The organism is Vibrio sp. 10N.261.45.E2 (genome assembly GCF_002875705.1).
Lineage (GTDB): Bacteria > Pseudomonadota > Gammaproteobacteria > Enterobacterales > Vibrionaceae > Vibrio.
The window spans coordinates 16588-39780 of record NZ_MCZZ01000133.1 but is presented as its reverse complement, the minus strand read 5'-3'; the positions used below and the strand labels follow the sequence as shown (position 1 = coordinate 39780).

Sequence of the window (23193 nt, the reverse complement as noted above, 5' to 3'; positions counted from 1 at the left end):
TCCTAGGCTCCGGTCTAGAACTCAGGAAAAATAATGTCAGATCCAAAATTTGTTCACCTACGCGTACACAGTGACTTTTCGATGGTGGATGGCCTATCTAAGGTGCCACCATTAGTTAAAAAAGTCGCTGAGATGGGTATGCCAGCTCTAGCATTGACCGACTTTACCAACTTGTGTGGTTTGGTGAAGTTTTACGGTACTGCCCATGGGTGTGGGGTTAAACCAATTATTGGTGCTGACTTCTTGATGCAGTCTCCGGAATTCGGTGACGAGTTGACCAAACTCACTGTTATTGCGACGGACAATAAAGGTTATAACAACCTTACCTTGCTTATCTCGAAAGCTTACCTTCGTGGTCATGTTCAGCATCAGCCTGTTATTGATAAAGAGTGGCTAATTGAGAATGCAGAAGGCCTGATCATTCTATCGGGTGCGAAAGAAGGTGAGATTGGTAAGGCGTTACTGAAAGGTAACCGTGAGTTGGTTGCAAGTAGCGTCGAGTTTTACAAAACGTACTTCGCCGATCGTTTTTATTTGGAATTGATTCGTACCGGACGGCCGGACGAAGAGTCATACTTGCACTTTGCGCTAGAGCTTGCTGAGCAAGAAGACCTGCCTGTTGTTGCAACCAACGAAGTGGTTTTCCTAACCGAAGACCTGTTTGATGCTCATGAAATCCGCGTGGCTATCCACGATGGTTTCACTATGGTCGATCCTCGTCGTCCTAAGAACTACAGCGCTCAGCAATATCTACGTAGTGAAGAAGAGATGTGTGAGTTGTTCTCAGACATTCCAGAAGCGCTAGAGAACAGTGTTGAGATTGCCAAGCGTTGTAACGTTACGGTTCGTTTGGGTGAATACTTCCTGCCTAACTTCCCTACGGAAGGTTTGGCGATTGAAGACTTCTTGATCAAGAAATCTGAAGAAGGTCTTGAACGACGTTTAGCATTCCTGTTCCCTGATGAAAAAGTTCGTGCTGAGCGTAGGCCTGAATACGATGAGCGACTCAAGATCGAGCTCGAAGTTGTCAATAACATGGGTTTCCCAGGTTATTTCTTGATCGTAATGGAGTTCATCCAGTGGTCAAAAGACAACGATGTGCCAGTAGGCCCTGGCCGTGGTTCCGGTGCCGGTTCTCTTGTGGCTTACGCCTTAGATATCACCGACCTCGATCCACTTGAATACGATCTACTTTTCGAACGTTTCTTGAACCCAGAACGTGTCTCGATGCCCGATTTCGATATCGACTTCTGTATGGATAAGCGTGACCAAGTTATTGATCACGTTGCTGAAATGTACGGTCGTGATGCGGTATCTCAGATCATCACCTTTGGTACCATGGCAGCGAAAGCGGTAATCCGCGACGTAGGCCGTGTACTGGGTCACCCGTTTGGTTTCGTAGACCGTATTTCTAAGCTTGTACCGCCAGATCCAGGTATGACGCTAGAGAAAGCCTTTCTTGCTGAACCAGCATTGCCAGAGCTTTACGATGGCGATGAAGAAGTTCGTGAACTGATCGATAAGTGTCGCATCCTTGAAGGTTGTACGCGAAACGCAGGTAAACACGCAGGTGGTGTTGTAATCTCACCAACTACGATCACTGACTTTGCGCCCATCTATGCCGATGCTGAAGGTAACTTCCCAGTAACGCAATTCGATAAGAATGACGTTGAAACAGCTGGCTTGGTTAAGTTCGACTTCTTGGGTCTGCGTACCCTGACCATCATCGACTGGGCGTTAGGCCTAGTGAACCCACGCTTGAAGAAAGAGGGTAAAGAACCGGTTCGTATCGAGTCGATTCCTCTTGATGATCAAGCGTCGTTTAACCTATTACAAAATTCTGAAACCACCGCGGTATTCCAGCTGGAATCGCGTGGTATGAAAGACCTGATCAAACGTCTACAGCCCGACTGTTTTGAAGATATCATCGCATTGGTAGCCCTGTTCCGTCCCGGCCCTCTGCAATCAGGCATGGTAGATAACTTTATCGACCGTAAACATGGCCGAGAAGCGGTTTCTTACCCTGATGAAACGTGGCAACACGAATCATTGAAAGAGACACTAGAACCTACCTACGGCATCATCCTGTATCAAGAACAGGTAATGCAGATCGCACAGATTCTGGCGGGCTATACGCTTGGCGGAGCGGATATGTTGCGTCGTGCTATGGGTAAGAAAAAGCCAGAAGAGATGGCGAAACAGCGTGGTACCTTTAAAGAGGGTGCTGAAGCCAACGGTGTTGATGGCGAACTGGCCATGAAGATCTTTGATTTGGTAGAGAAATTTGCGGGCTACGGCTTTAACAAATCTCACTCGGCTGCATACGCACTGGTTTCTTATCAAACGCTATGGTTAAAAACGCACTATCCAGCGGAATTTATGGCTGCGGTAATGACAGCGGATATGGATAACACTGAGAAGGTTATTGGCCTTGTTGATGAGTGTTTCCGTATGAAGCTCAAGCTTTTACCACCAGATATCAACTCGGGTCTATACCGCTTTAATGTGGATGAAGATGGTGCGATTGTTTATGGTATCGGTGCGATCAAAGGGGTAGGTGAAGGCCCTATTGAAGCGATCATTGAAGCGCGAAATAAGGGTGGTTACTTTAAAGATTTATTCGACTTCTGTGCACGCCTTGATCTGAAGAAGGTCAACAAACGTGTTATCGAAAAGTTGATTCTATCTGGAGCCTTAGATAGATTAGGTCCTCACCGAGCGGCAATGATGGCATCATTGCCTGATGCGGTTAAGGCAGCGAGCCAACATCATCATGCTGAGTCTTTCGGTCAATCAGATATGTTTGGTGTGTTGACCGATGCTCCGGAAGAGGTTGAACACAAGTATACTCAAGTGCCTAAATGGCCAGAAAAGGTTTGGCTTGAAGGTGAACGCGAGACGCTTGGTTTGTATTTAACGGGTCACCCGGTGAATGCTTATATCAAAGAGTTAGCGAAATACACCAGCTGTCGTCTGAAAGATGCGACACCAACGCGTCGTGATCAATCATTAACGATTGCAGGTTTGGTGATTGCAGCTCGGGTAATGACCACGAAGCGCGGTACACGAATCGGTTTGATGACTCTTGATGACCGATCGGGTCGAATGGAAGTGATGTTGTTCTCTGATGCGCTCGATCGCTACGCAGAATTGCTCGAAAAAGACAAAATTGTGGTCGTTTCCGGACAGGTCAGCTTTGATGATTTCAATGGCGGGCTTAAAATGTCCGCGCGCGAGGTCATGGACTTAGGAAGCGCCCGTGAGAAATATGCTCGTGGGGTGTCGATATCTATCGACCAATCCCAAATTAACGGTCAATTTTTTGAACGCTTTAGTCAAATCTTAGAACCTTATAGAGCCGGAACGGTCCCAGTCAATGTATACTACCAGCGTGCCGACGCTAGAGCGCGGTTAACATTGGGCACAGAATGGCGTGTGACGCCAAGTGATACATTACTAGACGAATTAAAACAGCTGCTTGGAAATAGCCAAGTAGAACTCGAATTTAACTAAAATTTAGCTTCGCGAATGCGGAGCTGAATCAACAAGGATTCATAGATGAGCCTGAACTTTCTAGAATTTGAAAAGCCTATCGCTGAACTTGAAGCAAAAATCGAAGCGCTACGTGACGTTTCGCGTCACGGTGGTGACACAGCGGTAGATCTAGACAAAGAAATCGAACAACTAGAGAAAAAAAGCTTAGAGCTTAAACAGAAAATCTTTAGTGACTTAGGTGCATGGCAGGTAGCTCAACTTGCTCGTCACCCTCAACGTCCTTACACCAAAGATTACCTGGAGCATGCATTCACAGAGTTTGAAGAGATGGCGGGCGATCGCGCTTACGCTGACGATAAAGCTATTGTGGGTGGTATGGCTCGTCTAAATGGCCGTCCTGTTATGGTTATTGGTCACCAGAAAGGTCGTGAGACTAAAGAGAAAGTGATCCGTAACTTTGGTATGCCAAAGCCAGAAGGTTACCGTAAGGCGCTACGTCTAATGGAAACCGCTGAGCGTTTCAACATGCCAATCATCACTTTCATCGACACAGCGGGCGCATACCCTGGTGTTGGTGCTGAAGAGCGTGGTCAATCTGAAGCTATCGCTAAAAACCTAAAAGTGATGGCTGGTCTTTCAGTTCCTGTTATCTGTAACGTTGTGGGTGAAGGCGGTTCTGGTGGTGCACTAGCTATTGGTGTTGGTGACTACGTGAATATGCTTCAGTACTCTACGTACTCAGTAATCTCTCCAGAAGGTTGCGCTTCAATCTTATGGCGTGATTCAGATAAAGCACCACAAGCAGCTGAAGCGATGGGCCTAATTGCGCCTCGTCTTAAAGAGCTTGAGCTTATCGACGAAATCATTCCTGAGCCTCTAGGTGGCGCGCACCGCGACCCTGCACAAACTGCTCAGAATATGAAAGACATGTTAGTTAAACAGCTAGAAGAGCTAGAGCAGTTTGATAACGAAACGCTTCTTGAACGTCGTTACCAGCGTCTAATGAGCTACGGCTACTGCTGATAAGCTGCCTTAGCGATAAGGCTAGCTATACAAACAAGTTGATGAAAGGGTTGGACTCAGTGCCAACCCTTTTTTATTATTAAAACACTATCCTTTCAAATACGTTCTCTTGGTTTATTCGCCTCATGACACACTTAATTGATACCTTTACATCGGTTCTTGATCAAAGCGCACTTCAGCCTCGTAGGTTGGTCGTCGCTTTCAGTGGTGGTGTTGATTCACGAGTGTTGTTGGAGTTAGCGGCTCAATATGCCCAAGCGTACGACATTGATTGCCATGCGGTTCATGTTCACCATGGCCTAAGCAAGAATGCAGATGATTGGGCAGAGCAGTGCCAAACATGGTGTGATGCTTTGTCGGTTTCGTTAGCTATAGAACGAGTCTCGCTGGATATCGACAGTGGTGATAGCGTAGAAAAGCTGGCTCGAGACGCACGTTATAATGCGCTCCAGAAGCACCTGAATTTTGGTGACGTTCTAGTTACAGGTCAACACATCGATGATCAACTTGAGACTTTCTTGTTAGCGCTGAAGCGTGGAAGTGGTCCGAAAGGGCTCTCTTCAATGGCAAAAGTAATGTCGTTTGGCGAAGCTTTTATTGTTCGCCCTCTGCTGTCTGTGACTAGAACTGATATTGAAGCATCGGCTCACGACATGGGGCTAACTTGGGTTGAAGATGAGAGTAATCAAGATCTGCGTTTTGACCGTAACTTTATTCGCCATCAAGTAACATCAACGCTGACCGAGCGCTGGCCTAGTTTTCGAGAGTCGGTCAGTCGCAGCGCTCAGCTTTGTGCAGAGCAAGAGCTACTGCTCGATGAGTTGCTTGAACCACATTTCCAGAAAGCGCTAAGTAGCAGTCAAAACCAAAGCTTAAGTGTTGAGGCGCTATCTCAGCATTCTGATTTGTTGCGCGCACGTTTGTTAAGAATGTGGCTTAGCCAATGTAAGCAATCAATGCCGAGTCAAAAACAGCTCAAGCTTATTTGGAATGAAGTCGCATGCGCTCAGGCGGACGCCAACCCTAAGCTAGTGTTGAATGATGCCGAAGTTCGACGCTTTAATCATCAGCTCTATTTAGTGAGAGAGACTAAAGACCTATCCGGCTGGCAAAGCCATCTTTCAATGGGAGAGATTTTGACGCTACCCGATGGCTTAGGCGAGCTACGCTTAAATTCAGCACTGAGTGATGGCGAATCGAACAACCGTGATGTGCAAAGCTTTAGTTGGTCGGATACAAGCGGAACACTAAGAGTGGTTTTTAATCCGGAAGGGTTGTCGGCTCACCCTGTTGGGCGCGGGCATAGTAGAAAGCTCAAGAAGCTGTTTCAGGAATACCAAGTACCCAGTTGGTTAAGACGTAGAACACCGATATTAATGGATGGCGATCGAGTGATCGCTGTTTTAGGCTTATTCGTAGATAAAAACTACGAAGGTCAAGATTGTGAAGCGCTTTGGAGCAAGTAGAATAAGTTTGTGTCACAATTTGGACTACTTTAATAAAAATAATCAATGGAATATGCAATGAAGAAAATTACACTAGGATTAGTTCTTGGCTTAGGACTTTTGAGTGGTAACGCTCTGGCGGGTGATGTTGCTGCGGGTCAGGCTAAAGCCGCAATTTGTGCAGCTTGTCATGGCGCCGATGGTATCGCTATGATACCTGGTTACCCAAACCTGAAGGGTCAAAACGAACAGTACATCGTTTCATCAATCAAAGCGTACAAAACAAAGCAACGTAATGGTGGCTTGGCTGCTGTGATGCAGGCTCAAGCTTCTATGCTGAGCGACGAAGACATCGCGAATCTAGCCGCTTACTACGCAAGCCTTAAGTAAAACCTTCTCAAAGCGCTGATTAAACAAGATGATAAATTTCGAGCCAGAGCTTTAAAGCTCTGGCTTTTTTCATTGAATGTTTACTATAGCTAACCGATAATGAGCTATTCGCACAGTTTAAGGGATGAACATGAAAAAGATTGAAGCCATTATCAAGCCATTCAAACTTGATGATGTACGTGAAGCACTTGCAGAAGTGGGCATTACGGGTATGACAGTATCTGAAGTTAAAGGCTTTGGACGCCAGAAAGGTCATACTGAGCTATACCGCGGCGCAGAGTACATGGTCGACTTTTTACCTAAAGTGAAATTGGAAATTGTTGTGACCGACGAAGTAGCTGACCAATGTGTTGATACTATTATCGAAACGGCTCAAACCGGTAAAATTGGTGACGGTAAGATCTTCATTACTGACGTTGAACGTGTGGTACGTATTCGTACTGGTGAAGAAGACGAAGACGCCGTATAAAAAAACTATTACCCTAAAAGGAGCGTTTATCGCTCCTTTTTCATTTCTGGTAGGGTGCTATATGTTAAAGAAAACCATCATTGTTATCACGCTACTGATAACGCTTGCTGTCGTTAGTTTTCATCTGATCTTCGTGATCCCGAACAAACCCAACCTGATCACATCTTCTCAAGGTACCAGCAACGATATCTACAGCTGCTATCAAAACTCTGCACCGAAAGCGATTGATGTGTCTGATGGCTTAGATATTACGGTGTGGAATATCTATAAGCAAAATCGAAGTAATTGGCAAAGTGAGTTAAATAAGCTGTCAGCCGGCAGTGACCTCGTCTTGCTACAAGAAGCGAGCATGACAGAAGAACTTCGCCAATGGGTAACGAGTGGCCAGTGGGGAAGCACTCGTGTTAATGCGTTTGAAGCCTTTGAGCAAAGTGCTGGTGTACTTAACCTAGCGACGCATTTGCCTATCGAAGCTTGTGCTTATACTCATGAAGAACCTTGGCTTCAATTACCAAAATCCGCGCTTTGGTCGCGTTACCAACTTAGTAACGGCGAACAACTGGCCGTGATTAACATCCATGCTGTGAACTTTACCTTTGGTACGGAAGATTACAAAGCTCAGCTCAAGAGCTTAACTGACAATCTGCAAAAGTATCGTGGGCCTGTTATTTTTGCTGGGGACTTTAATAGCTGGAGTGAAGCTCGTTTTACTGTATTGAAAGAAGCGTTGGAGAAAGTTGGTTTGACGGAAGTTGCCTTTGACCCAGACAACAGAACTCAGTTCATTACAGGACTGGTGCTCGATCATGTGTTCTATCGAGGGCTAGAGGTAGAAAAAGCAAAAGCGCCCATTACGGACGCTTCTGATCATAACCCTATGCGAGTGACTTTTAAGGCTAAATAGGCTAGAGAGTTTTCGCTAGCCTTATATCTTTAACTTAAAAGATTAAAATGTAGAGCGCCCAGATTAGGTAGTAGCCGACCCATGGTAAGCCAGAGATGACCAGTGCCTGACCACGCTCAAACTCAGTCCACGTCAATACAGCGGCATAACCCAACACAATGTACCAAGGCAACAACAGTGGTAATGAGCTAGCAAACTGCGACCAATCATTGGTTAGCGGTAACTTGATTAAGCCGTTTAAGCTATTCAAATCAGCGGCGTAGTTCATCACATGCCCATGCTTGAGTATCAGGCTTGCGTAGCTCGCAATGTCGCCTAAAACTGCAGGGAAGATGATAACGGATGCCGCTGCAAACCATCGCCAAAAGCTATGTTGATGTTGGCTTGGCTTTGTTGCTAGGTTAAACCAGAATGCCAACAAAACGATGGTTAGCGTTCGGCTAAATACGTCGTTGATGATTTCACTTGCGAGTAGGGTGTTGCTGTCAAGTAACGCCAATTGGTCAGGGTTAGTTTGAGCCAATTGCTGTGATAGCTCTGCACTTAACCATGCAAAATCGACATTCGAAAAATAAGCACCCCAAAACAAAAATGGGCTGAGCATTAATACGACGTAGGGTTGCCATCCCCAAGCACTTCGCTGATAAAGCGCTAAGAAACACGCTGTTGGTGAACGGAATATATCCAACAGCATGACGAGTGGGTTACTTGACGGGTTCATACACTTACCTTAGTTACATCAACATACAGCTTGAGTTTTTGTCCTGGCTGTAGGTATTTCTTGTTCTGCAAAGCGTTCCATTTTACAACATCTGTACTTTTTACTTTGAACTTTGATGCAATACCGCTGACTGTGTCACCAGATCTTACGTTATAGAAGATCGTGCGGATGATGGCGCCGTCTGAACCATTCTTCCAAATGACCAGTTCTTGACCAACTCTCAGCGTGTCGCGTGGTCCCATACCGTTCCACTTAGCCAGTGATTGGTGAGATACCTTATTTGCGCGTGCAATCGTCCATAGGCTGTCACCACTTTTTACTGTATGGCTGAGCTTATATTGACCACGACTCTTCGACTGTGTGCTTGCTAGGCGGTTTGAAGCGCTTAGTGCGTATGTCTTGTCATCTTTAGTTGATGTTGGGATTAGCAGGTGCTGTCCAATACGAATATTGTTGTTGCTCAAACCGTTTGCAGAGCGAATCACTTTACTGGTGGTGTTGTATTTGCTTGCTAGCACGCTAATGCTGTCACCAGATTGAACTTTGTAACGCACCAACTTCATGCCTTTGCCTTTATTGGCAGCGACTTCTTTGTTGAATTTTTCAACTGAGTCTAGAGGAAGTAATAGCTGTTGGTGTTTCTCTGGTGCCGTTGCCCACTGGTTGTAAGCCGGGTTGTAGCCTTGCAGCTCTTTAACCGGAATACCTGCGTAGCTTGCAGCAATCGCTAGATCAAGCTGTTCTTCAGGGTTAACCAGAGTCAGTACAGGCTTGTTTGGAATCGCAGGGATATCGATGCCATACTTTTCTTGGTTGGCAATCACGTCAGCCAGTGCAAGTAGCTTAGGCACGTAGCTGCTGGTCTCTTTTGGTAAATCCAAAGAGAAGAAGTCGATTGGCTTACCTAGTTTTTTGTTTTTGCGGATAGCGCTGTTTACTCGACCGCCACCACTGTTGTAGGCAGCAATCGCATGGTTCCAATCGCCATCGAAACGTCGGTTAAGGTCTGAGAGGAAGTCCAATGCCGCGTCGGTAGAAGCGGCAACATCGCGGCGGCCGTCATACCAAAAGTTTTGTTCAAGCCCATAGTCTTTGCCTGTGCCTGAAATGAATTGCCATAGACCAGCTGCACTGCCATGTGAGTAGGCAAACGCATCGAAAGAGCTTTCTACAACGGGTAATAGGGCCAGTTCTAGTGGTAAGCCTTTCTCTTCAATCTTAGTCGTGATCAGATAAAGGAAAGGTTCAGCTCGCTTTGATACGGTTTTTAGATGACTCGGGTGCTTGAGGTACCAAGTTCGGTAGTAGTCGACTTTCTTATGGTCTGGTACTTCCATTTCAAGTTGCATCGCAATACGTTTCCAAACATCTTCTTGTGTTTGTGGAGTAACGGCAGGTGCTTCAACTTTTTGGTCTTCTTTGGCTGTTGCTTCTGATGAAACGTTCGCTTGAGAAACTTCTGTAGGAGGTGTGTTGGTTTGCTCGGAAGCTTGGTCTGGATTCTCTGACTGAGTTAATTGGCAACCAGAAAGTAGTAATACCAAAGCCCAGCTGTACTTAACTCGCATGTTACAGCCTTTTTAATTAACGGCCGATGATAATACTTGCCACCCCCTATGAGTGACAAGTCTGTATTTGTTAAAATTCGTTCTTCCACGCACGTAAAGCGGTGAATACTGATAAAGGATCGGTCTGCTCGGTGCGATTAGATACTGATTTCACTACACTTGGCTCGGTATAGCGCAGGAATGGGTTCACAAACTTCTCTTGTCTCAAATTTGTGGGGATGGTCGACTTATTCTGAGCGCGAAGTCGGTTCACTTGGTCGCGATATTGCTGCAAATGTTGGTTATCAGGCTCAACTGCTAATGCGAACGCGATATTGGCTGCAGTGTACTCATGTGCACAATACACTTCAGTTTCTTGAGGTAGCGCCGTGATCTTATTCAGTGCATCGAACATCTGTTGTGGTGTACCTTCCATGATGCGCCCGCAACCTGCAGAGAACAGCACATCACCACAAAACAGTTTGGCATCACCCACATAACCAACATGACCCGCGGTGTGGCCACTGAGCCCTAAGACGAGGAATACTTCGCTAAACAGTTCTAATTGGTCACCATCATCAACGGGATGAGTTAAGGTCGGGATAGGTTCATTTCGAGGGCCAACAACATCCACACCAGGAAATTGTCTAACGAGTTCTGGAACGCCACCAATGTGATCGTGGTGGTGGTGCGTAATCAAGATTGCATCTAAAGTTAGCTCATGGTGTGCTAAGTATTCTAATACTGGAGCCGCATCACCAGGGTCGACGACAGCACAACGGCGATCGCTATTTTGGATCAGCCAGATGTAATTGTCGTTAAATGCAGGTATGCTTTTGATATGTAACATTATTGGTTCTCCAGTCACTTTCAGTGCGACAGAATAAGTGAGACAGATTATTGATGAAGCCAGCACGTAGCAGGAAGAAGTTTGAACGTCCTTACACTTGGGCGCAATTGCACAATGGGGACTGGTTGAGAGAATCAATTCAAACTCGACTCGATGAGTGGTGCCCAAAGCTATTTGGTTACCATATGCTCAAGCTCGGCGGCCTCAGTAGTGAGATTTCTAGCTGCACATGCAACATTCAACATCAAGTAAACCTAGATATCCAGAACCCATTACATAATGTGATAGCGGATGGCTATAATTTGCCCTTTTTGGAGAAAAGTTTTGATGTTGTGGTGCTTAGTCATCAATTAGATTATAGCAATGACCCACACCGATTATTGAGAGAAGTTGACCGAGTGATGATGGATGATGGCTATATCATTATCACCGGCTTTAATCCTTTCAGTGTCACTGGGCTTGCCAGTTTGATGCCTTGGAGAAAGAATAGTTTGCCTTGGAGCGGGCGTATGTACACGCCAAATCGAATTAAAGATTGGCTTGGGGTACTTAACTATGAAGTGATTCATTGTGATACCTACGCGCTGTTTCCGATGAGTAAGTATCAAGCGGTGTGGACGTGGTTAGAGAATGCCTTAGGTGGTTGTGCATCCTTCGCAGGAAGCCAATACTTCATTGTTGCTCGAAAACGTACTTACCCACTCAAACCTATCAAACCACATTGGCATCTTAAGCGACGTTTCTCACCGGTTGGAGCAAGTTTTAGAACCAACTCGCGTCGTACAATGGATACAGCTAAAGCTTCATACCCTTTAAAAACAGAAAAAGCCGATTCGTAGTCGGTTTTTCGTTTTTTATCGTATTTTAGGATGAGACACGGCTTAAGCTATTCACATATTATTCAGTAAAGATGACTAACTCGGTTGATAACCCGTGTCTTCTTGAGTTGGGTTTTCAGCTGCGGTTCTTGCTAAATCATCACACATTTCGTTTTCTCTGTGTCCAGCGTGTCCTTTTACCCAACGCCAATCAACGTTGTGACGCGCCGTTTCTTTATCAAGCCTTTGCCATAAATCGGCATTTTTAACCGGTTTCTTGTCGGCTGTTTTCCAGTCACGCTTTTTCCAGTTGTGAATCCACTGTGTGATACCTTGACGCACGTATTGGCTATCTGTGGTCAGAATCACAGAGCAAGGCTCTTTGAGGGCTTGGAGAGCAACGACAGCAGCGAGCATTTCCATGCGGTTATTGGTTGTTAGCGTGAAGCCTTCTGCTAGCGTCTTCTCGACTTTTTTGTAGCGAAGTACGATGCCATAGCCTCCAGGGCCAGGGTTGCCTAAACAAGAACCATCAGTGAAAATTTCAACTTGTTTCGTCATGATTTGATACTATTACCTCAAGCACATTATCGGCATAGTCTGACACAGTTATCCTTATGAATACCAGTAGCACTCCAGAACAAAGCACGAGCGAAAAAAACAGTTCGAACGAAAACAAGCGCATTGTTGTACTCGATACCGAAACCACCGGTATGAATACCGAAGGTGGCCCTCACTATATGGGGCACCGCATCGTTGAAATTGGTGCAGTAGAGATCATCAACCGTAGGCTGACAGGACGTCACTTTCACGTCTATATCAAGCCCGATCGTGCGATTCAAGAAGAGGCGATTGGCGTTCACGGTATTACTGATGAATTCTTGATTGATAAGCCTGAATACCAAGACATACATAAAGAGTTTCTCGACTTTATCAAAGGTGCTGAGCTGGTGGCTCATAACGCGCCCTTCGATACGGGCTTTATGGACTATGAATTTGAGAAGCTTAACCCTGCGATAGGTAAAACGGATGACTACTGTAAAGTTACCGATACCTTGGCAATGGCGAAGAAGATATTCCCAGGTAAAAGAAACAACCTAGATATCTTATGTGACCGTTACGGTATTGATAACTCGCACCGTACTCTCCACGGCGCATTGCTCGATGCGGAAATCCTAGCCGACGTCTACCTATTGATGACGGGTGGGCAAACTTCGCTGCAATTTAACGCTGGCCAACAAGAAGGCGAAGCGGAAAGCATACGAAGAGTAGAAAGTGGTCGAAAATCCCTAAAGGTTTTACGAGCTACGGCCGATGAAGTAGAAGCGCATCAAAGTCGTTTAGATCTCGTCGAGAAAAGCGGAAGCTGCCTCTGGCGTCAGTAGGGAGAAAGTATGTTAAGGGTATTGGCTACCAGTTGCTTATTGCTGTTAAGCTTTGGCTTACATGCGGCAACGGAATCCGTAATGAGTTTATTGGACAACCGTTTTCGCGTTGACCCCAGTATTGAACAAGTCACCTTTGTGATTTATCGAGCCGATAACTCTAAGCCTGTCGTTTTGGTTCGCCCTGACGGCAAGAAATACTACTCTTGGCGTAATGCTGATAATGTCCGTTGGTACGAAGAGTCGTCCATGGACATTATCTCTATCGACAAGCCAATGCCTGGCCCATGGCAAGCAGTCGGTAAAGTTTCCCCTAAGAACAACATCAAGCTCCTATCTCATCTTGTTTTGGATGCTAATGAATTTCCCGATAAGTTGTATCAAACCGAACGTATCAAATTTACTGCTCAACTGACTTCTGATGGTAAGCCTTTGGTGCTGCGTGATTTTCTCGACCGCGTGAAGCTTAAGGTCACCTTTACCAAGTTTGTTGAAAATGAAGAATCTTTGGTGAGAGAAGCACGCCCGGTGCCTGTTGTGATGGGAGAGTTTGCCGATGACGGTGTGGATCTCGATGAAAAAGCCGGGGATGGTGTGTTCACCGTCTCTTTGCCAATAGATATCGAACCAGGTAAATATCGAGCACGTATTACTTCTGGGAATGGCGTGTTCCTGCGAGCGCAAGAACAAGAAGTCTTGGTTTACCCAACACCGCTCACTACCACCTTCATTCAGTCTCGAAAAGAGGGCTTACCTCATACTATTGTGGTGTCTGGTGAACAGGGCATGATCGCACCGAGTTCTTTGGCGGTTCATGTTGAGCACAAGGCGCCTGATGAATATGTTATGTACAAGCAGGGGCAAGCTGAAGTCGACACAATGAAAGTCGCTTTAGAGGTGCCTTATAATGGCGATTTAGGGATTTATAACTGGTCTGGGATGGTTTATGCCACTGATGCTTCAAGTCAGCGCCCACTGATCTTTCCAATTACCGAGCAGTCGTACAGCGTTGTTGAGGATATCGACTTAGCAGAGTCACGACGCCTTCAAGAAGAAGCGCTTGCTGAACAGAAGCGTATCGCAACAGAGTTGATGATTCTTCAAAAACGTGAAGACGATAGACAGCGCAGTATGATCATTATTGCGGTGGGTAATGTGGTCGCTATTCTATTGGGCTTATTGATTTGGTTTGTGGTTCGTAAAGTGACAGCTAAGAAAAAAGCACTCCCTGAGATGCAGCTCAAGGCACCAAAGTAATTCGTTCGTATCACTGAGCTACTCGGAGATTAAAAACATTCTTGCTCATAATAACTGTGCTGAGAATAAAAAAACGGGACTCATAGGAGTCCCGTTTTTGTTCTAATCCTGAGCCTAGGCGACGTTATCAATCGATTGGTCTGGATACTGCGACTTTGCCGCAAGCTCCTCTGGTGAGAAGTCATCCACATTAATCGTGTACAGTCTATGTTCCTCAGCGCTAATCAGAAGGTTTGCTTCTTCTTGCGTTAAGATGCCTTTTTCAAGTCCCAACTGAGCAACAAGATCAAGTCGTAAGAAGGCACGTTTTTGATGTGTCTCTTTGCAGACTTTGTCGAACAGAGGTTCAGCTTGAAGAATCACTTCTAGCGCTTTTTCAATCTTACCTACTGGGTTGTATTCCGTTGCTTCCAGGTATTGGCCACGACCGATACGAGAGCGTGTTTCACTTGGTGTTTGTAGAATGTGCGCGACTTTGCTATCCAGCTTGTCGTTTGGTGCACGGCGGATACGGCCAAATGGCATTAGCACAACACGAAGCAGACGACCAATTACAGGGTTAGGGAAGTTCGCCAAGAACTCATCAATTGCCACTTCAGTCTGACGTAAGCTATCTTGCATCCCCCAATGTACTAGCGGTAGGTCTTCGGCGTGGCTGCCTTCACTTTCAAAGCGTTTCAGCGTTGCTGAGCCAAGGTAAAGTTGACTCAGGATGTCACCCAGTCGCGCTGATAAACGTTCTCTACGCTTCAGTGAGCCACCTAGAACTGCCATTGAGATATCAGACAGTAGCGCTAGGTTTGCACTGTAGCGGTTTAGCTGTTGGTAGTAACGTTGTGTCTGTTTATCTGTTTTATTTGAAGGTGTTGGCGCATCTGAACCACGACCATCGGTTAAACCAAACCATAAGCTTCGTACTAGATTACTCATAGTGAAGCTAACGTGTCCTGCTAACGCTGAATCAAACTTATCCAGAGCATCACTGCTTTCAGAGTAAGCCGCTTCCATTTCGTTAAGAACGTAAGGGTGACAACGAATCGCACCTTGACCATAGATGATCATCGAGCGAGTCAGGATGTTTGCACCTTCAACCGTAATCGCAATTGGAGAGCCTTGGTAACCACGCGCTAAGAAGTTCGATGGGCCCAAGCAAATACCTTTACCGCCTACGATATCCATCGCATCGATGATGCTGCGTTGTCCACGGTGAGTACAGTGGTACTTAACGATGGCAGAGATAACTGAAGGTTTTTCACCAAGGTCGATACCTGCAACGGTGAGGTTACTTGCTGCATCCATTACATAGGCATTACCAGCTAGGCGTGCAAGTGGCTCTTCAACCCCTTCCATGCGACCAATAGGTTGTTTGAATTGACGACGGATACGAGCGTAAGCGCCAGTAGCAAGTGCGGCTGTTTTGATACCACCCGTTGAGTTTGAAGGCAGTGTGATACCACGACCCACCGACAGACATTCAACCAGCATACGCCAGCCTTGACCTGCCATTTTCTGGCCACCAATGATGAAATCGATAGGCACGAAGATATCATCACCTTGAGTCGGACCGTTCTGGAACGGAACATTCAGCGGGAAGTGGCGGTTGCCAATCTGTACGCCTTTTAAATCTGTTGGGATTAACGCACATGTGATGCCAAGATCTTGTTGGTCACCAAGTAGGCCGTCCGGGTCGCGTAGCTTAAAAGCCAAGCCCAAAACAGTCGCGACAGGCGCAAGAGTGATGTAACGCTTGTTCCAAGTTAGGCGCATGCCCAGTACTTCTTCACCTTGCCATTCCCCTTTACATACCACGCCGTAATCTGGGATAGATCCCGCATCAGAGCCTGCTTCTGGGCTGGTCAGTGCGAAACAAGGGATCTCTTTACCTTCCGCTAAACGAGGAAGGTAATGGTTTCTTTGTTCTTCTGTTCCGTAGTGTTGTAACAGTTCACCTGGGCCTAACGAGTTAGGAACACCAACCGTTGATGATAATACGCTTGAAACACCTGTTAGCTTCTGTAGAACCAAAGACTGAGCATAAGCTGAGAATTCTAAACCGCCGTATTTTTTCTTGATGATCATGGCGAAGAATTTGTGGTCTTTCAGGTATTGCCACACTTCTGGTGGCAAATCAGCAAGTTCATGTGTTACTTGATAATCATTGACCATTTCACACACGGTATTTACTGGACCATCTAAAAACGCTTGCTCCGCTTCAGAGAGCTTCGGGTCAGCAATGTTCTGAAGCTTTTTCCATTCAGGTTTACCTTTGAACAGCTCTGCTTCCCACCATACGGTTCCGGCTTCCAATGCTTCTTTTTCTGTTTGAGACATCGCCGGTAGAACTTTCTTAAATAAAGAGAGTGCTTTTTGACTGATTAGCGTCTGACGAATTGTCGGCACAGCAAAGATAGCAACAGCTAATAGGTAACAAAGCCAGCCAGTGACAGCCACGTTGCCAAACAGTGTTAATGCTACCATTGCGCCGGTTAATACAACTAACGCACGTACCAGACTAACTCTATGGTAAAGACAGACGCCTAAAATGGCTGTCATGCCGAGTAGGGAGAGCAATATGTTCATGATCGATTTCCTTTTCAGAGATCACTTATTGTTATTAAGCTTTAGGTAAGAGGTCTAACCAGTCAAGTGTAAACAAAATATTAAATATTTGTAAAACTAAAAGTTGGGTAAAAAGTGATCTGAGTAGAGCTAAAGTTCTAATTGTGAGAGGTTGGTGGTGATTATTTGGACGGATCGGCAGTGAGAGGTTAGGGTCTGTTGATCTTGCGTGGTTCAATTTTGTTCGGATGGGGACGCCTAGTCAGAATCGTTTTAGGCGCGGCGAAGAGTATGTAGCCTAGTCATTCTAAGCAAATATTCTTCAACAAAGTATAAAACGATTTTAGCCGAACCCTTCGGGCAGCCTTTGTGGTTCATTTCTACTACGTTATTGGCTTTTCATGTAGGCTAACTACATGTCAAAGCCTCTGCCTTGTATAAATTTCCCACAAAGTGCTGCAAAAATCAGCTCGAAAGGCCAACAGACTCTAATTAAGGTGGCAATCTTTGGGCTTAAGTGTCGACACTATTTCATGTTTGTGGGTAAACTCAGCTATAAAGAGGGGAAAACCCTTCATTCTCATTTCGCGCACGTTAAGCTGCGTCATAAAAATAAGAGATAAGCCTTATGTACCATGACCTAATCAAAAGTGAATTGAACGAAGCTGCTGACGTTCTGAATAAGTTCTTGAGTGATGACCATAACATCGCTCAAATCGAAGCGGCGGCAAAACTGATTGCTGACTCATTCAAGCAAGAAGGTAAAGTGCTTTCTTGTGGTAACGGTGGCTCACACTGTGATGCGATGCACTTTGCGGAAGAGCTAACTGGCCGATACCGCGAAAATCGCCCAGGCTACGCTGGCATTGCGATTTCAGACCCTAGCCACTTATCTTGTGTAAGTAATGATTTTGGTTACGACCACGTGTTTTCTCGTTACGTAGAAGCGGTAGGTCGTAAAGGCGACGTGTTATTTGGTTTATCGACTTCTGGTAACTCAGGCAACATTCTAAAAGCGATTGAAGCGGCTCAAGCTAAAGGCATGAAAACCATCGCGTTAACCGGTAAAGACGGCGGTAAAATGGCAGGCTGTGCCGATATTGAAATCCGAGTTCCACACTTTGGTTACGCAGACCGCATCCAAGAGATTCACATTAAGATCATTCACATTGTGATTCAGCTTGTTGAAAAAGAGATGGAATAATAGTTTTACAGACATTTGGAGCCCAGCTTTGTGGCTCCATTGGTTTTAATAGGGAGTAGATTAAACCATGTGTGAATTGCTCGGTATGAGCGCGAATGTGCCAACTGATATTTGTTTTAGCTTTACTGGCCTTATGCAGCGTGGAGGTAATACTGGCCCGCACCGCGATGGCTGGGGTATCACCTTCTATGAAGGAAAGGGTTTTCGTACATTTAAAGATCCTAACCCTAGCTGTGAATCTAAGATCGCTGAGTTGGTTCAAAACTACCCAATTAAAAGCCAAGCTGTTGTCAGTCATATCCGTCAAGCCAACCGTGGTGGCGTTAATCTAGAAAATACACACCCTTTTACCCGTGAGCTTTGGGGGCGATACTGGACCTTTGCTCACAATGGTCAATTATCCGATTATGATGATCTGGTGAGTGGGCGTTTTAGACCTGTCGGTGAAACGGACAGTGAACTCTCTTTTTGTTGGCTACTGAAACAACTTGAAGAGCGTTTTCCTGAGCCACCTCAAGACATGGAAGGTATGTTTCGTTTCGTGGCTGAGTGTTGCGACAAGCTACGCGAGAAAGGCGTGTTTAATATGTTGTTGAGTGATGGAGAGTACGTGATGACTTACTGTACTAACCATTTGTACTGGATAACCAGACGTGCACCTTTTGGTAAAGCGAGCTTAATTGATGAAGATGTTGAGATTAACTTCCAAGAAGAGACCACGCCGAATGATGTGGTGACGGTCGTCGCAACTCAACCTCTTACCGACAATGAAAAGTGGTTCAGAATGAAGCCGGGCGAATACGCACTGTTTCATTTTGGTGAACTGATTGGCAACAACCATCAGGCGTTGGAAGATGTTGCTTACGCACCTAAAAAGGTCGCGAGCCAAGCTCCTACTGAACCATTAAGCTAAACATCTGTTTACTGATAAAAGAAAGGCCGTTCACTGTACTCAACCAGTTAACGGCCTTTTTTGTTCTATATTCTTGGCACTACTCTTCTGCGTAACCGTGCTTACCTAATACCTTACCGTCTAAGACAGCCTGCCCGTTTAGCATTGACAAACGTTCTTCCGCGAACCATTTGCAGACCATCGGGTAAATGCAGTGTTCTTGAGTAAGCACGCGGCTTGCTAGAATATCAGCATCATCATCTTCAAATACCGGAACCTTAGCCTGTAAGATAACAGGACCACCATCGAGCTCTTCGGTAACAAAGTGAACGCTAGTTCCGTGCTCTTTATCTTGTGCATCAATGGCACGCTGGTGGGTGTGTAGGCCAGGGTACTTAGGTAACAGTGAAGGGTGGATGTTGACCATTTTACCGGCATAATGACGAACAAACTCAGAACTCAGGATTCGCATGTAACCAGCGAGTACGATTAAATCAGGCTGGTAAGCATCGATCTGAACCATCAATTCGTGGTCAAATTCTTCACGTGAGCCAAAGTCTTTTGGATTCACTGAGTGAGCGTCAACACCTGCCGTTTTCGCTCGCTCTAATCCAAAAGCTTCTGCTTTGTTTGAGAAGACAGCTTTAACTGACGCATCAATCATATCGTTATCGCAGGCATCCAAAATCGCCTGTAAGTTGCTTCCGCTTCCTGAAATTAACACAACGATGTTTTTCGTAGAGTGGTTGGTTTTACTTGAGTGATTGTTTTTCATAGAGTGGGTCATACGATTGATTAACTGAACTGTTTACAATGTACCTACATAAATTAAGGTTTTCTGCGGGCTAAATAGCAAAATGAGGACCATTCGGTCCTCATTGATTAACTAAGTAAGTGAACGTATCACTTATTTGATTTCAACTTGCTCTTCGCCAGCTTCAGCATTTGCGATCTCACCGATAACCCAAGCGTTTTCGCCTTCAGCTTTCAGTAGTTCAACAGCAGCGTCTGCTTGATCTTTAGGTAGAGCAACAACTAGGCCTACACCACAGTTGAAAGTGCGGTACATTTCAAATGTTTCCACGTTACCTTTCTCTTGTAGCCAGTTGAAGATAGCAGGCCATTCCCAGCTGTTGCCATCAATGACTGCTTTAGTCCCTTCAGGAAGTACGCGAGGGATGTTTTCCCAGAAACCACCACCTGTGATGTGCGAGATAGCATGGATGTCATGCTCAGCAATCATCTTAAGCGCTGATTTGATGTAAATCTTAGTTGGTTCTAGTAGGTGTTCACCGATAGTGCGACCTTCTAGTTCTTCACTCTTATCAGCACCAGAAACTTCTAGAACTTTACGAATTAAAGAGTAACCGTTTGAGTGTGGACCACTTGAGCCAACAGCAATAAGTGCGTCGCCTGCTGCTACTTTAGTACCGTCGATGATGTCAGCTTTTTCTACAACACCAACACAGAAGCCAGCTACGTCGTAGTCGTCGCCTTCGTACATGCCCGGCATTTCAGCCGTTTCACCACCGATTAGTGCACAGCCAGCTTGAACACAGCCTTCGGCAATACCAGAAACAACGTCTGCTGCTGTATCTACGTCTAGCTTACCTGTTGCGTAGTAGTCTAGGAAGAATAGCGGCTCACCACCTTGAACGATTAAGTCGTTCACACACATTGCCACTAGGTCGATACCAATGGTGTCGTGTTTTTTCAGATCCAAAGCAAGGCGAAGTTTAGTACCAACACCATCAGTACCTGAAACAAGTACCGGCTCTTTGTATTTCGTTGGAAGTTCACATAGGGCGCCAAAGCCACCAATACCGCCCATTACTTCAGGGCGACGAGTGCGTTTAACAGCACCTTTAATACGGTCTACTAGTGCATTACCTGCGTCGATATCAACACCAGCGTCTTTGTAGCTTAGAGAAGAAGTATTACCACTCACGGGATAGTCCTCGAACTTAAGTTGGATGTGAAAACGGCGCTATTCTAACAGGGCTTGATTACCAAGAGCAAACGTTTGCGCGGTTTTTTTTATTAGAATAAAGATTCTGAAATAACCTTAGAGTTCGTGTATAATCTACAGGTTTGTTTAAATATTGCCGGAGTTGGAAATGAAAGTTGTTGAAGTGAAACACCCGCTAGTAAAACATAAAATTGGCCTGATGCGTGAAGGTGAGATTAGCACTAAGCGTTTTCGTGAGCTAGCGACAGAAGTGGGTAGCCTTCTAACATACGAAGCGACATCAGACTTTGAAACTGAGCGTGTGACGATTAACGGTTGGAACGGTCCAGTAGAAGTTGACCAAATTAAAGGTAAAAAAGTAACTGTAGTGCCAATCCTACGTGCTGGTCTAGGCATGATGGACGGCGTTCTTGAGCACATCCCAAGTGCACGTATCAGCGTTGTTGGTATCTACCGCGACGAAGAAACACTTGAGCCAGTACCATACTTCAACAAGCTTGCATCTAACATCGATGAGCGTATTGCTCTAGTGGTAGACCCAATGCTTGCGACTGGTGGTTCTATGATCGCAACTATCGACCTGATGAAAGAGAAAGGTTGTAAGCACTTTAAGATTCTTGTGCTTGTAGCTGCTCCTGAAGGTATCGCTGCTCTAGAAAAAGCGCACCCAGATGTTGAGCTATACACGGCTGCAATCGATGAGAAGCTAAACGACAAGGGCTACATTGTTCCTGGTCTTGGCGATGCTGGTGATAAGATCTTCGGTACTAAGTAATTCGGCTCCAGCTTAAGAGACTGTGAACAGTTTCTTAACTCGCTGAATTAGTTGTACTAATAAAAAGGGAGAGCATTTGATGCTCTCCCTTTTTTGATCTTGCGAATTGTGATTTTTTAAATCTAATCTGATTAACTCATCAGTCGATTTGAGCTTTGTCTACCACAGTGTTGTCACCTAGCTCATCTGGAAGTACTAGGTTAAGTAGGATCGCCACGATGCCGCATAAGCTTACGCCTTGTAGGCTAAAGTCGCCGATGCCAAATGCCATGCCGCCAATACCAAAGACTAAAGTAATGCCCACAATCACAAGGTTACGTGACTTGTGTAGATCAACATTGTTCTTGATTAGCGTGTTAAGGCCAACGGTTGCGATAGAGCCAAACAATAGAATCATGATGCCGCCCATTACAGGAACTGGAATCGTTTGAAGCAGCGCGCCTAGCTTGCCAACCAATGCAAGAACGATGGCAGTGACAGCAGCCCAAGTCATGATCACAGGGTTGAATGCTTTGGTCAGCATTACTGCGCCTGTTACTTCACTGTAAGTCGTGTTTGGTGGCGCGCCCAGCATAGAAGCTGCAATTGTTGCTACACCGTCGCCAGTGATAGTGCGATGTAAGCCTGGCTTCTTAAGATAGTCTTTGCCGGTCACGTTAGAAATCGCAAGCATGTCACCAACGTGCTCAACGGCTGGTGCAATCGCAACAAATACCATGAAGAAGATAGCGTTGATGTTGAACTCAGGTGCTGTGAAGTTTGGCAGTGCTAGCCAAGATGCTTGAGCTACAGGGGTAAAATCAACGACACCGTAAACCAAGCTTGTGATGTAACCTGCGACAATGCCACCGAAGATAGGCAGCAGTTTAAGGAAGCCTTTTGAGAACACACTGATGACAATTGTTACTAGCAGTGAAATCGAAGAGATCCACAATGCTGCGTCTGCATCAACAAGCTGAACCGCACCATCACCAGTCTTACCTAGTGCCATGTTAACCGCAACAGGCGCAAGCCCTAAACCGATAACCATGATCACTGGGCCAACCACGACAGGTGGAAGCAGTTTATGGATGAAGCCAACACCACGAACTTTTATTAATGCGCCCATTAGTACATACACAACACCTGCCGCCATAAGGCCGCCCATGGTTGCACCTACACCCCAAGTTTGAATACCAAACATGATAGGCGCGATGAATGCGAAAGAAGACGCTAAGAAGATTGGCACTGAACGGCGTGTAATAAGTTGGAATAAAAGGGTACCGATACCCGCGCCAAAGAGTGCAACGTTAGGATCAAGTCCTGTTAGTAGCGGCACAAGTACAAGTGCACCAAAAGCTACGAACAGCATTTGCGCACCTTGCAAAGCATTTTTCATGATATGTCCTTAAAAATGGTCGTTATATGAAAAGTGAAAAATAAAATTCGCGGGATTCTATCACTTAGCAATCGATTGCTACACCAGATAGATCAAATTTATTTATCTTAGT

General features: G+C 45.6%; 20 protein-coding genes. 12 read left to right on the top strand and 8 right to left on the bottom strand.

What is annotated here, in order from left to right; translation table 11 throughout:
• Nucleotides 1-33 precede the first annotated feature (33 nt).
• The 6 genes from dnaE to BCT34_RS15740 all read left to right on the top strand — a co-directional run bounded on the left by dnaE (nt 34) and on the right by BCT34_RS15740 (nt 7726).
• Nucleotides 34-3513 (top strand): DNA polymerase III subunit alpha, encoded by a 3480-nt coding sequence (gene dnaE / locus BCT34_RS15765; protein WP_076656882.1) that lies wholly within the window; start codon nt 34-36, stop codon nt 3511-3513.
• Between the two features lie 45 nt (nt 3514-3558).
• On the top strand, nt 3559-4518 hold the full coding sequence (accA, locus tag BCT34_RS15760; protein ID WP_017060731.1) for an acetyl-CoA carboxylase carboxyl transferase subunit alpha: 960 nt from the start codon (nt 3559-3561) through the stop codon (nt 4516-4518).
• Between the two features lie 125 nt (nt 4519-4643).
• Nucleotides 4644-5984 carry a tRNA lysidine(34) synthetase TilS gene (gene tilS, locus BCT34_RS15755; protein WP_076656883.1) on the top strand — a complete coding sequence of 447 codons (1341 nt, stop codon included), beginning with the start codon at nt 4644-4646 and terminating at the stop codon, nt 5982-5984.
• Nucleotides 5985-6041: 57 nt separating this feature from the next.
• Nucleotides 6042-6353, top strand: coding sequence for a cytochrome c (locus BCT34_RS15750; RefSeq protein ID WP_076656884.1), 312 nt, complete (start codon nt 6042-6044; stop codon nt 6351-6353).
• A gap of 130 nt (nt 6354-6483) precedes the next feature.
• The gene (gene glnB / locus BCT34_RS15745; RefSeq protein ID WP_004738609.1) at nt 6484-6822 is read left to right on the top strand and encodes a nitrogen regulatory protein P-II; all 339 of its coding nucleotides are present in this window, start codon (nt 6484-6486) and stop codon (nt 6820-6822) included.
• A gap of 61 nt (nt 6823-6883) precedes the next feature.
• Nucleotides 6884-7726 carry an endonuclease/exonuclease/phosphatase family protein gene (locus BCT34_RS15740; RefSeq protein WP_076656885.1) on the top strand — a complete coding sequence of 281 codons (843 nt, stop codon included), beginning with the start codon at nt 6884-6886 and terminating at the stop codon, nt 7724-7726.
• 34 nt (nt 7727-7760) lie between these two features.
• Here the strand turns inward: BCT34_RS15740 and BCT34_RS15735 are convergent, their stop codons facing one another.
• The 3 genes from BCT34_RS15735 to gloB all read right to left on the bottom strand — a co-directional run bounded on the left by BCT34_RS15735 (nt 7761) and on the right by gloB (nt 10844).
• On the bottom strand, nt 7761-8447 hold the full coding sequence (locus tag BCT34_RS15735; RefSeq protein ID WP_048661230.1) for a YIP1 family protein: 687 nt from the start codon (nt 8445-8447) through the stop codon (nt 7761-7763).
• Nucleotides 8444-10015 carry a LysM peptidoglycan-binding domain-containing protein gene (locus BCT34_RS15730; RefSeq protein ID WP_076656886.1) on the bottom strand — a complete coding sequence of 524 codons (1572 nt, stop codon included), beginning with the start codon at nt 10013-10015 and terminating at the stop codon, nt 8444-8446. The genes BCT34_RS15735 and BCT34_RS15730 overlap by 4 nt, the downstream gene beginning before the upstream one ends.
• Nucleotides 10016-10085: 70 nt before the next feature.
• Nucleotides 10086-10844 carry a hydroxyacylglutathione hydrolase gene (gene gloB / locus BCT34_RS15725; protein WP_076656887.1) on the bottom strand — a complete coding sequence of 253 codons (759 nt, stop codon included), beginning with the start codon at nt 10842-10844 and terminating at the stop codon, nt 10086-10088.
• A gap of 53 nt (nt 10845-10897) precedes the next feature.
• Here gloB and BCT34_RS15720 point away from each other — a divergent pair, with 53 nt between their 5' ends.
• Complete coding sequence (locus tag BCT34_RS15720; protein WP_076656888.1) at nt 10898-11683, top strand: class I SAM-dependent methyltransferase; 786 nt, start codon at nt 10898-10900, stop codon at nt 11681-11683.
• A gap of 75 nt (nt 11684-11758) precedes the next feature.
• Here BCT34_RS15720 and rnhA read toward each other — a convergent pair whose 3' ends face one another.
• Nucleotides 11759-12223, bottom strand: a complete 465-nt coding sequence (rnhA, locus tag BCT34_RS15715) for a ribonuclease HI (RefSeq protein ID WP_017630598.1) — start codon at nt 12221-12223, stop codon at nt 11759-11761.
• Nucleotides 12224-12279: 56 nt separating this feature from the next.
• On the opposite strand from rnhA, the gene dnaQ reads away from it, so the two are divergent.
• Both dnaQ and BCT34_RS15705 read left to right on the top strand, forming a co-directional pair.
• Nucleotides 12280-13047, top strand: coding sequence for a DNA polymerase III subunit epsilon (dnaQ, locus tag BCT34_RS15710; RefSeq protein ID WP_076656889.1), 768 nt, complete (start codon nt 12280-12282; stop codon nt 13045-13047).
• Nucleotides 13048-13056: 9 nt separating this feature from the next.
• Nucleotides 13057-14304 carry a TIGR03503 family protein gene (locus BCT34_RS15705; RefSeq protein WP_076656890.1) on the top strand — a complete coding sequence of 416 codons (1248 nt, stop codon included), beginning with the start codon at nt 13057-13059 and terminating at the stop codon, nt 14302-14304.
• 114 nt (nt 14305-14418) lie between these two features.
• On the opposite strand, the gene fadE is transcribed toward BCT34_RS15705, so the two are convergent.
• Nucleotides 14419-16884, bottom strand: coding sequence for an acyl-CoA dehydrogenase FadE (fadE, locus tag BCT34_RS15700; RefSeq protein WP_076656891.1), 2466 nt, complete (start codon nt 16882-16884; stop codon nt 14419-14421).
• A gap of 607 nt (nt 16885-17491) precedes the next feature.
• Between fadE and lpcA the strand changes: the two genes are divergently transcribed.
• A complete protein-coding gene (gene lpcA, locus BCT34_RS15685; RefSeq protein ID WP_076656893.1) occupies nt 17492-18067 on the top strand; it encodes a D-sedoheptulose 7-phosphate isomerase in 576 nt (191 codons plus the stop codon).
• 67 nt (nt 18068-18134) lie between these two features.
• Nucleotides 18135-18980 (top strand): class II glutamine amidotransferase, encoded by an 846-nt coding sequence (locus BCT34_RS15680; protein WP_076656894.1) that lies wholly within the window; start codon nt 18135-18137, stop codon nt 18978-18980.
• A 79-nt stretch (nt 18981-19059) separates the two neighbouring features.
• On the opposite strand, the gene purN is transcribed toward BCT34_RS15680, so the two are convergent.
• Nucleotides 19060-19734: a phosphoribosylglycinamide formyltransferase gene (gene purN / locus BCT34_RS15675; RefSeq protein WP_076656895.1), complete on the bottom strand. Its 675-nt coding sequence runs from the start codon at nt 19732-19734 to the stop codon at nt 19060-19062.
• A gap of 132 nt (nt 19735-19866) precedes the next feature.
• On the bottom strand, nt 19867-20907 hold the full coding sequence (purM, locus tag BCT34_RS15670) for a phosphoribosylformylglycinamidine cyclo-ligase (protein WP_076656896.1): 1041 nt from the start codon (nt 20905-20907) through the stop codon (nt 19867-19869).
• Between the two features lie 169 nt (nt 20908-21076).
• On the opposite strand from purM, the gene upp reads away from it, so the two are divergent.
• Nucleotides 21077-21703, top strand: a complete 627-nt coding sequence (gene upp, locus BCT34_RS15665; RefSeq protein ID WP_017060716.1) for a uracil phosphoribosyltransferase — start codon at nt 21077-21079, stop codon at nt 21701-21703.
• Between the two features lie 139 nt (nt 21704-21842).
• On the opposite strand, the gene BCT34_RS15660 is transcribed toward upp, so the two are convergent.
• Nucleotides 21843-23081 (bottom strand): uracil-xanthine permease family protein, encoded by a 1239-nt coding sequence (locus BCT34_RS15660; RefSeq protein WP_076656897.1) that lies wholly within the window; start codon nt 23079-23081, stop codon nt 21843-21845.
• Between the last annotated feature and the right edge of the window lie 112 nt (nt 23082-23193).